General features: G+C 58.9%; 8 protein-coding genes and 2 pseudogenes. 6 read left to right on the top strand and 4 right to left on the bottom strand.

All coding sequences use genetic code 11. The features are described from left to right. From NW809_RS08395 to NW809_RS08375, 5 genes and pseudogenes are all read left to right on the top strand, one after another. Positions 1 to 262: pseudogene (locus NW809_RS08395) on the top strand (phosphate ABC transporter substrate-binding protein PstS); the annotation flags it as partial. A 190-nt stretch (positions 263 to 452) separates the two neighbouring features. Next, a complete protein-coding gene (gene pstC / locus NW809_RS08390; RefSeq protein WP_414401932.1) occupies positions 453 to 1,424 on the top strand; it encodes a phosphate ABC transporter permease subunit PstC in 972 nt (323 codons plus the stop codon). 18 nt (positions 1,425 to 1,442) lie between these two features. Then, entirely contained in the window at positions 1,443 to 2,330 is an 888-nt protein-coding gene (pstA, locus tag NW809_RS08385) for a phosphate ABC transporter permease PstA (RefSeq protein WP_414401931.1), read from the top strand. A 75-nt stretch (positions 2,331 to 2,405) separates the two neighbouring features. Further along, positions 2,406 to 3,203 carry a phosphate ABC transporter ATP-binding protein PstB gene (gene pstB, locus NW809_RS08380; RefSeq protein WP_414401930.1) on the top strand — a complete coding sequence of 266 codons (798 nt, stop codon included), beginning with the start codon at positions 2,406 to 2,408 and terminating at the stop codon, positions 3,201 to 3,203. 98 nt (positions 3,204 to 3,301) lie between these two features. Next, positions 3,302 to 4,669: an FAD-binding oxidoreductase gene (locus NW809_RS08375; protein WP_414348468.1), complete on the top strand. Its 1,368-nt coding sequence runs from the start codon at positions 3,302 to 3,304 to the stop codon at positions 4,667 to 4,669. Positions 4,670 to 4,691: 22 nt separating this feature from the next. Here NW809_RS08375 and NW809_RS08370 read toward each other — a convergent pair whose 3' ends face one another. The 4 genes from NW809_RS08370 to NW809_RS08355 all read right to left on the bottom strand — a co-directional run bounded on the left by NW809_RS08370 (position 4,692) and on the right by NW809_RS08355 (position 8,328). After that, complete coding sequence (locus NW809_RS08370) at positions 4,692 to 5,159, bottom strand: DUF29 domain-containing protein (RefSeq protein WP_099813135.1); 468 nt, start codon at positions 5,157 to 5,159, stop codon at positions 4,692 to 4,694. A gap of 168 nt (positions 5,160 to 5,327) precedes the next feature. Then, positions 5,328 to 6,377, bottom strand: a complete 1,050-nt coding sequence (locus NW809_RS08365) for a permease (protein ID WP_414401933.1) — start codon at positions 6,375 to 6,377, stop codon at positions 5,328 to 5,330. A 78-nt stretch (positions 6,378 to 6,455) separates the two neighbouring features. Beyond that, positions 6,456 to 7,592: a citrate synthase gene (locus NW809_RS08360; protein WP_099813134.1), complete on the bottom strand. Its 1,137-nt coding sequence runs from the start codon at positions 7,590 to 7,592 to the stop codon at positions 6,456 to 6,458. Positions 7,593 to 7,785: 193 nt separating this feature from the next. Beyond that, on the bottom strand, positions 7,786 to 8,328 hold the full coding sequence (locus tag NW809_RS08355) for an NYN domain-containing protein (protein ID WP_414401929.1): 543 nt from the start codon (positions 8,326 to 8,328) through the stop codon (positions 7,786 to 7,788). A gap of 401 nt (positions 8,329 to 8,729) precedes the next feature. Between NW809_RS08355 and NW809_RS08350 the strand changes: the two are divergent. Further along, positions 8,730 to 9,178 (top strand): annotated as a pseudogene (locus NW809_RS08350) (AarF/ABC1/UbiB kinase family protein); the annotation flags it as partial.

Below are 9,178 nucleotides of genomic sequence, written 5' to 3'. Positions count from 1 at the left end.
GGAGGACTTTGCGTTGTTGGTGCCCGATCCCGAAGGCCCCAACGACTATCCCATCGTCGGTTTGTTCTGGGTGATGCTGTACCGCGAGTACCCCGACGAGCAAAAGCTGCGGAAACTGGTGGACGTTTTGAAGTGGACGCAAGGGCCGGAGGGCCAAGCCATCACCAAGGAGCTGGATTATATCCCCATGCCGGAGCCGGCCATTCAGCGCATCTTTGCCGAGCTGGATAAGATCAAGGTCAACCCCAACGCGAAGCGATGAGTTGGCGGCCCACTGCAAGTTGACAGCTTAGAGCCAGTGGTCGGCAGAGGGTCTTGCCCTTCCTGTCGGCTGCTGGCTTGAGACTTTGCCGATTTTTTGGGGACTGCAGCTTGCCGAGCAAGAGATCTGTTCGCGCTGATTTTTAACGGTCATCTAAGGTTGGGACACGCGTTGCCACAGTGGAGGCCTCATGACTTCGTCAGCCAGAGACTACGACTTAGCAGGGGATGTGCCTATTGAGAAGAAAATGGACGTCTCCCGCGCCTTGGACGTGGGCTTTGTCCGCTTAACGCTGGTCTTAGCGGGGTTTGCCGGCATCATTCTCATCTGGGTGATCGTGCAGACCACCGAGGCGGCCCTGCCGGCCATGCAGCAGTTTGGCCTGGGCTTTCTCGTCACCAGCCGCTGGAACCCGGTGGAAAACATCTACGGCATCCTGCCCCAGATCTACGGCAGCTTGATGACCTCTCTGGTGGCTTTGATTTTCGCCATTCCTCTGGGCATCGGCACTGCCATTTTCTTGACGGAAGATTTTGCCCCCAAGTGGATAACGGCGCCGATTGGCTTTGCCATTGAGCTCATCGTGGCCATTCCCAGTGTGGTGCTGGGGCTGTGGGGTATTTTTGTCTTGATCCCGGCGGTGCGGCCCCTCTTCCGAGCCATGAACCAGACGCTGGGCTGGATCCCGCTTTTCGGTGGCCCGGCCCCCCGCGGCCCCAGCCTGCTGCTTGTGGCCATGGTGTTGGGGATCATGATCTCGCCCATCATCATCTCCATTACCCGCAGCACCCTTGAATCGCTGCCGCGCAGCCTCAGGGAGGGTGCTCTGGCGCTGGGGGCCACCCGCTGGGAAGCCATCCTGACGGTGATGATCCCGGCTGGCCTGTCGGGCATTGTCAGCTCGATCATGCTGGCGTTGGGGCGGGCTTTGGGGGAAACCATGGTGGCAGCGATGCTTTCCGGCAACGCCAACCGCATCAACATCTCCCTGCTGCAGCCCGGATCCACCATCACTGCCCTGATTGCCTCTCAGTTTGGCGAGGCAGGGCGCTTTCAGGTGTCGGCCCTCATGTACGCCGGCGTGGTGTTGATGGTGCTGACGTTGTTGATCAACATCGTGGCCGAGATCATCATCCGCAAGTTTCAGAACCTGGAGCAATAACCGAGGAGCCTTGTTGTCATGTCCAGCTCAGTCCAGATCGCCCCTGAAGAGATCGACATTAGCCCTGCTGCCATTGCTCCTATTCGCAGCTACTCCGGCAAAGCCCTCACCCTTCTCAGCGGTGTTTTTGTTGCGGCCATTATCATTCCGCTGGCCTGGGTGCTCTGGGACATAGCCAAAGAGGGGGTTCCCCGGCTGACTTGGGATGTGTTGACCCAGACGCGCTACCCTGCCCCGGGGCTGACAGAAGGTGGATTTGGCCACGCCATTGTCGGCAGCTTGATGGTGCTGGGCACAGGAGCGGTTTTGAGCTTTCCCTTTGGGATCCTGGCGGCTGTGTACCTGTCGGAGTTTGGCCGCGGCACTCGTCTGGCCTATTTGGTTAAGTTTTCCTGTAACGTGCTCACCGGCGTGCCGGCCATTCTCTGCGGCCTATTTGCCTACGCGGTGGTGGTGCGGGGATCCGGCTTTTCGGCTTTTTCGGGAGGAGTCGCCCTGGGGGTGTTGATGTTGCCCATCGTCATCCGCTCCACGGAAGAGGCGCTGCTGTTGGTGTCGCCGGATATGCGTTTGGCTTCGGTTGGCCTGGGGGCCACCCGCTTTCAGACCACCATGCGCATTGTCCTGCCGGCGGCAGCTCCGGCCATTGTAACGGGCTTAATCTTGGCCTTGGCGCGGGCTGCAGGCGAGGCAGCCCCTCTGCTTTTTACCGCCTTCAACAACAACTTCTGGTCGACCAACCTGTTTGGGCCGGTGGCCACCCTGCCGGTGATGGTTTACTTTTTCTCGATCATCCCCTTCCGGGTGCAGCAGGAGCTGGCTTGGGCGGGGGCCCTGGTGTTGCTGGCCATTGTTTTGGCGGCCAGCTTGCTTGCCCGCTTGTTGGTGTCCAAGACCAGGAGATAACTGGGCGGGCGCTATGGGCCAGACTTGAACTGAGAGCTAAGTGAATTCCTCGATGAACCCTAGGCGAGCAAGGCCATGAAAACGGAATCTGCCAATCAGACCAACTACGTTTTCAGGACGGAGAATTTAAGTGTCTATTACGGCTCTAACCTGGCGGTGAAAAACGTCACCATGGACATTCCCGCCCGGCAAATTACGGCTTTTATTGGGCCGTCCGGCTGCGGCAAAAGTACAATTTTGCGCTGCTTTAACCGCACCAACGACCTGATCCCGGGGGCGCGGGTTCAGGGCAAGCTCACCTACCACGGCAAAGACCTCTACGCCGAGAACGTGGATCCGGTGGCGGTGCGGCGGCGCATCGGCATGGTGTTCCAAAAGCCCAACCCCTTTCCCAAGAGCATCTACGACAATGTCGCCTACGGCCCACGGGTGCTGGGGATGAAGGTGGACTTGGACGAGGTGGTGGAAACTTCGCTGAAGCGGGCCGCCCTCTGGGACGAGGTGAAAGACAAGTTGAAAGAAAACGGCCAGTCTTTGTCCGGGGGGCAGCAGCAGCGCTTGTGTATTGCCCGCGCCCTGGCGGTGCAGCCGGATGTGATTTTAATGGACGAGCCCTGCTCGGCGTTGGATCCCATCTCCACCCGTCGCATCGAGGAGCTGATGAAGGAGTTGGAGCAGGACTACACCATCATCATCGTCACCCACAACATGCAGCAGGCCAGCCGTGTCTCGGATATGACGGCTTTTTTTAGCGTGGAGCTGGTGGGATCCAACCGCGTGGGCGAACTGGTGGAGTTCGACCGGACGGAAGTGATCTTCAACAGCCCCGCCAAAGAGGCGACCCGAGACTACGTGGAAGGCCGCTTCGGCTAAAGCAGGGATCCCTGGGGAGGGATTTTGTTGGATACTGTTCTCGACAAGCCTTTTCGCCGGCCATTTCTTGAATAAGCTGGCATTCGATGGGGATCCCGATGACCGTTGCCGCCTCTGAAAAGCTGCAGGCCTTGCTTTCTCAGCTGGCCGACCTGGAAACTGTTACCGATCCGGCGCAAGTTGCCAAGTTATCGCTGGACTTTTACCACTACAGCCCTGTGCTCAGCCGGCAGTTGAGCGACAAGCGAGGGGACTTGGTGGTGCGCCCGGCGGACGAACAAGAGGTTGTGCGGGTGGCAGCAGCCTGTGCCAAGTGGAGAGTTCCCCTGACGGTGCGCGGCGCCGGCACCGGCAACTACGGCCAGTGCATCCCCCTGGCCGGGGGCGTGATCCTGGACATGAGCAAGCTCAACCAGGTGATCTGGGCCAAGCCGGGTCTGGCGCGGGTACAGGCGGGGGCCAAGCTGATGGCCATCGACAAACAGACCCGCGAGCTGGGCTGGGAGATCCGTATGGCCCCTTCCACCTACCGTACGGCCACTATTGGGGGGTTCATTGCCGGGGGCAGCGGCGGCATTGGCTCTGTGACCTACGGCCAATTGCTGGATCGGGGCAACATCTTGGGGCTGCGGGTGATCACAGTCGAAGAGGAGCCGCGGGCCCTGGAGCTGCGGGGAGACGACGTGTTTAAAGTCAGCCATGCCTGGGGCCTCAACGGGATCATCACAGAAGTAGAGATCCCGCTGGCGCCGGCCTACCCATGGGCAGAGCTGGTGGTGGCCTTTCCCCCTGAGGTGGGGTTTATGCCCTGCGCCCACTTTGGGCAGGCCCTGGCCGAGGCAGATGGGATCCTCAAGAAACTCATCAGCCTGCACGCCTGGCCGATCCCTCGTTACTTCGTCCCCCTGCAGGACTACTTGCCCCAGGGATCCGCCGTGGCCCTGGTGATGGTGGCCGAGCCCAGCCTGGAGCCGTTGCTGGAGCTAATTCGGGAACATGGCGGCCAGGTGGTCTACAACAAAACGGCGCAGGAGGCGGCCAAGGGGATCTCGCTGGGGGAATTTTCCTGGAACCACACCACCCTGCACTGCCGCAGCGTGGATCCCAATTTGACCTATCTACAATCGATTTTCCCGCCCGACCGGGAGCTGAAGTTGGTGCAGCACCTGTACGAGCACTTTGGCGACGAAGTGCTGATGCACCTGGAATGGATTCGCATACGCGGCCAGGTTGCCCCGGTCGGCCTGCAAATTGTGCGCTTTACCACTGAAGAACGCCTCAACGAGATCATGCGCTATCACGAGGCGCAGGGAGTCTTCATCGCCAACCCTCACACCTACATCATCGAAGAGGGGGGTCGCAAGGTGATGGATCCGCGCCAGATCCGATTCAAGGAAGAAGTGGATCCCTACGGGTTGCTTAACCCCGGCAAGATGCGCAGTTGGCAAGGGCGGGCTTCTGCTTGACAGTGCCGAGAGGTCTCTATCCTTAGGCGATCTCTGAGTTTCCTCTTCCAAAAGGAGAGGGGCTTGGCAGCCAATCTTCTGCCAAGGCCAGCTCCAAAGCATAGGGACAAGTCTCCGGAAAGGCCGAGATATCCATACCGGTTTGCTGAGCTGCATGGCGGCGTGCCCGTTGATAGCTCTTTTCCAGTTGCTCGGCCAGATATCCTCTTAAGCTGGGGCTATCTTCGAGGGCCAATTCAATTTGGGTTCGCGCATCTGTGATGGAATCCAACCAGCTATCTGAGCGGCGCTGAGGTTGATATTGCCACTTGAGCAAATGCAGGAGAAGGCGAGTTAATTGGCTGGTCATCCCTCGCCGTTCGCTCTTACCCAAATCCTCAACCTCTTCAATTAAATGGATTAGATCAATTTCTTGCCAACGTCCCTCCCGCAAGAGCTGGGTTGTTTGGGCAATCCACAAGTTAAAATCTGCAAAGTATAGGTTGCTCACGGTTCTATCCTGCCGCCTGTATGTAGTCGTTTCAGCTCCAGCCGGGACAATGCCCTCCTGCCCAACTTCTTAATCTCAGAGATCCTGGCACTCTGAATATCTCAGCCTAATCGCCGCTGACCCTGCAGTTAAGCTATCGTTCGCTGCGGGGACTACCTATCCAAGATTTTAACTACAGTAGTAATTGATGGCCAAAGCCCCTACTAAAGTGAACTGAAAAGTCAGGAGCACCAAGTAGAAAATGGCGCGGGGCCTGAACAAAGTCAGCATCAAGCCAATGGCCTTCAGGTCCACCATCGGCCCAAACACCATAAAGGCCAACAGGGATCCCGGCGTGAAGGTGGCAGCAAAGGAGAGGGCAAAAAAGGCATCCACCGTCGAGCAAATGGAGATGATCCCGGCCAGCGCCATCATGATCAGGATCGAGACCAGCGCATCTTGGCCATAATCCAGCACAAACGAACGCGGGATCACCGTCTGCACGAAGGCCGCTACTGCCGAGCCCAGGATGAGCACGGATCCCAGCTCGCGAATCTCTCTAGCCCAGGTTTGCAGCAGCAGCAATCCCTTTTGCCGCCAAGAGAGAGCAGGGGCAGCGGCCAGCGCCGCCCGATACATCTCTTCAGCCCTCTGCAGAGTGGCCAGGGATCCGCCAGAGGGAGCAGGGCCTCGCGAGCCAATCCAGAAGGTGCCCCCCTGCAACAACGGCGAGCGGGAGGTGCTTTTCAGAGCTGCCTCTTGGCAGCGGTTGCGCTGCAGCTCTCGCCAAACCGCCGGTTGCAACAAAGGCTCCAGATCTTTTTGCACGCTGAAGAGCAAGCCGATGGCCACCGCAATGCCAAAAGAAAAAAGAACCCGGTAGGCCACCAGCTCCGGCATGTTGCGAAAGGCAATCCACGTGGAAAAGATCACCACCGGGTTAAACACCGGCGCTGCCAACAAAAAAGCCACCGCCACATGGGGTGGGATCCCCTTGATCACCAGTTGCCGGGCCACCGGCAGGTTGCCACACTCGCACACCGGAAAAAAGAACCCCAAAGCACCGCCAGCCACCGCGCTGCCGATTTTGCCTTTGGGCAGGAAGCGGGCCAACTGGGATCCCTCTACAAACACCGCCATCAGCCCCGAAAGGAACACCCCCAAGAGCAAAAAGGGCATGGCCTGCACCACGATGCTCAAAAAGAGGGTGAACCCATCGCGCCAGAGAGGAGAATCCAAAAGGCTCAACGCACCACCTCACACCAATTTGGGCTCTATTGAGTTGGGATCCCGGCCCAGCGCCCTGTCAAACCGCCCTCAACTCCGCTCCTCGATGGGGATGTAGCGCTGCTGGCGCTCGCCTGTGTACACCTGGGTGGGGCGGAACAGGCGATTGTCCGACAACTGCTCCCGCCAATGGGCCAGCCAACCCGCCGCTCGGGCAATGGCAAACACCGGTGTAAACAAATCTTCTGGGATCCCCAGCTTGGCGTAGACCAACCCTGAGTAGAAGTCCACATTCGGGTAGATCCCCTTCGGCCCTAGCAACTCCTCACACACCCGCTCCACCTCCAGGGCAATGTCGTAGTACTTGTCGTGGCCGTAGCGCTCAAACAGCTCCTCTGCCAGCCGCTGCAGGATAGTGGCCCGCGGATCCTTCACCTTATAAACCCGGTGACCCATGCCCATGATGCGCTCTTTTTTGGCCAGCTTCTCTTCGATAAACGAGCGCACATTTTCCACCGAGCCGATTTGTCGCAACAGCCTCATCACCTGTTGGTTGGCCCCGCCGTGCAACAGCCCCGAAAGGGTACCCACCGCCGTGGCCAGGCTGCTATAGGGGCTGGCCAGGGTAGAGGCGCTCACCAGCAGGGCAAAAGTAGAGGCATTGACTGTGTGTTCGGCGTGCAAGATCAGGCAGGTATCGAAGATGCGGGCCAGCCAGGGATCCGGCTTCTTGCCGGAGAGCATGTAGAGGAAATTGGCGGCATGATCCAGGCTGTCGTCGGGGGGGATGGGATCGTTGCCCTGGCGCATCTGGTGAAACATCGCCACCATCGTCGGCAGCTTGGCGAGCAGACGGGTAACCGTGCCGAACACGTAGTCGGGATCCGCCTCTCGCACCGGATAGAACATCCCCAGACTGGCAACACAGGTTTGCAGGGCATCCATGGGGTGGCCCGACTCGGGAAACGACTTGATCATGTCGCGGATGCGGTATTTCACCCGCCGATGGCTGCGGACGGCCTGATCGAAGTTGTCCAGCTCGGCTTGCGTCGGCAGCTTGCCGAAGATCAGCAGATAGGCCGTCTCCAGAAAGGTGCTCTGGGCCGTCAGTTCCTCGATGGGAATGCCCCGATACTCCAGGATCCCTGCTTGGCCATCGACAAAACTAATGTTAGAGCGCGTGGCCGGAACGCCTTCTAGCCCCGGCCTGTATTCGCCATCCGCCATAGTCGGATCCCTGAAATGAGCCCCCCAAGGAGAGAACAGGGGCGTCACTACATTCGCTACATTAAAGCAGATCTGGATCTCTGAAGCCAGAGCCCGCCTTTGCCTACCCTGAGAAGGGCTTTGGCAACCCATATCAGCCAGGGTGAGAAAGACCCTGCTCCGGTATCAGGTTTGCCTCGGAGCACCTCGCCAGTTAATGTACGGGATCCCGACCGGAGAGTCGCCAGCGGTTGAGGCGAGAGAAGGTCTCCGGGTTCAAATAGAAATCAATGCCCCGCCTGCTCGGCAGCCGCTTGGGCTGGATGCGCCGGATCTGCTCTTGAGCCTGCTGCACTTCTGCCCACAGTTGTTCTGCCGAGAGCCATTCTGCGTTGTAGCCGCCGATCACCCACTGCTGGACGCGATCTGAGGTGGCCACCCGTACCCGATAAGCCTTTGCCTGCAACTGAGCACAGAGCCGTTCGATGCAGGCGTCGGCAGTTTCCCCGTAAGCAGTGTAGAAAATCTCGATGCCGGAGGGAGAACGCTCCTGTCGGGCAGGAGTGGGCTGGGTATAGGCGTCGTACACCACAGTCGCCCGGTAGCCGCGGAAAGCCACGTAGCTGGCCAAAGATTCCACCAAGCGCAGACGCGCCAAGTCCAGCAGGGAGCGACGTGCCAACTTCTTTAGGGTGGGCCAAGCTCCGATGATGTTGTAGCCGTCAACCAATAAAACTGTGGGGGGGGAAGCTGTCATGCATAGTGGTGGATCCCTTGCCCAGGATCGCACCAATTTGTATCAGTTTGCACCCTTATCCTAATCCTTATCAAAGAGCGCCGTAAAGACCCTTTTGAGGCTGGCCCACTCACAGTCTTGGGCTTGCAAGTGAACCAGGAGAGGAAGACTGCCTCAAAGACGCCCCCCAGGGGTTGCAAGTCCTCAAGGAAAGCAGTCGTAAGGGGTCTGCCTCAGGCCCAAAGCTTTTTTCTACGCGACTTCCCTTGAGCGGTTGGGTGTTACTTTTCGCCTGAGTTCGCCCGCAGGTTTGTCGAGAAGACCATTTTTACCGCACCCGAGCTAGCAAGTTAAGATGTGTTACGAGATCCGTCGGGACTTCTATGGGCGCAATACCGTCAACAGCAGCAGTAACCAAACCAGTGGCAACCCAGCCTCGACCGGCTTCGGCAGCGGCGGGGGCTGAGGTTACCCTGTCGCAGCCAGCCCTGCGCTACGATCCGGAGCAATTGGCCGAGCAATACCGGGGGCGCTGGGATCTGGTGCTGGGGCGTCTATTCCAGTTGATCACCCCCTTTTTGGGTCTGTTGGCCTGGGTGTTTTGGGATCGCTGGCGAGGGGTGGAGCTGAAAAATCGGCCCAAGCACGCGGCGCGGCTGCGGGAGATCCTCACGGAATTGGGGCCGACAGCTATCAAAATTGGCCAGGCTCTCTCCACTCGTCCTGACCTGGTCTCGCCTCTTTTTTTAGAAGAACTGGCCAAGCTTCAGGATGAGCTGCCCCCCTTCGACAATGCCACCGCCTTTGCCCTTATCCAGTCGGAGATCGGCCAATCGGTAGAGCAGATCTTTCGCGAGATCGGCCCGGAACC

It is taken from the genome of Synechococcus sp. WC101, from assembly GCF_047461555.1.
Classification (GTDB): domain Bacteria; phylum Cyanobacteriota; class Cyanobacteriia; order Thermostichales; family Thermostichaceae; genus Thermostichus.
This window is presented reverse-complemented; position numbering and strand designations above follow the sequence as displayed.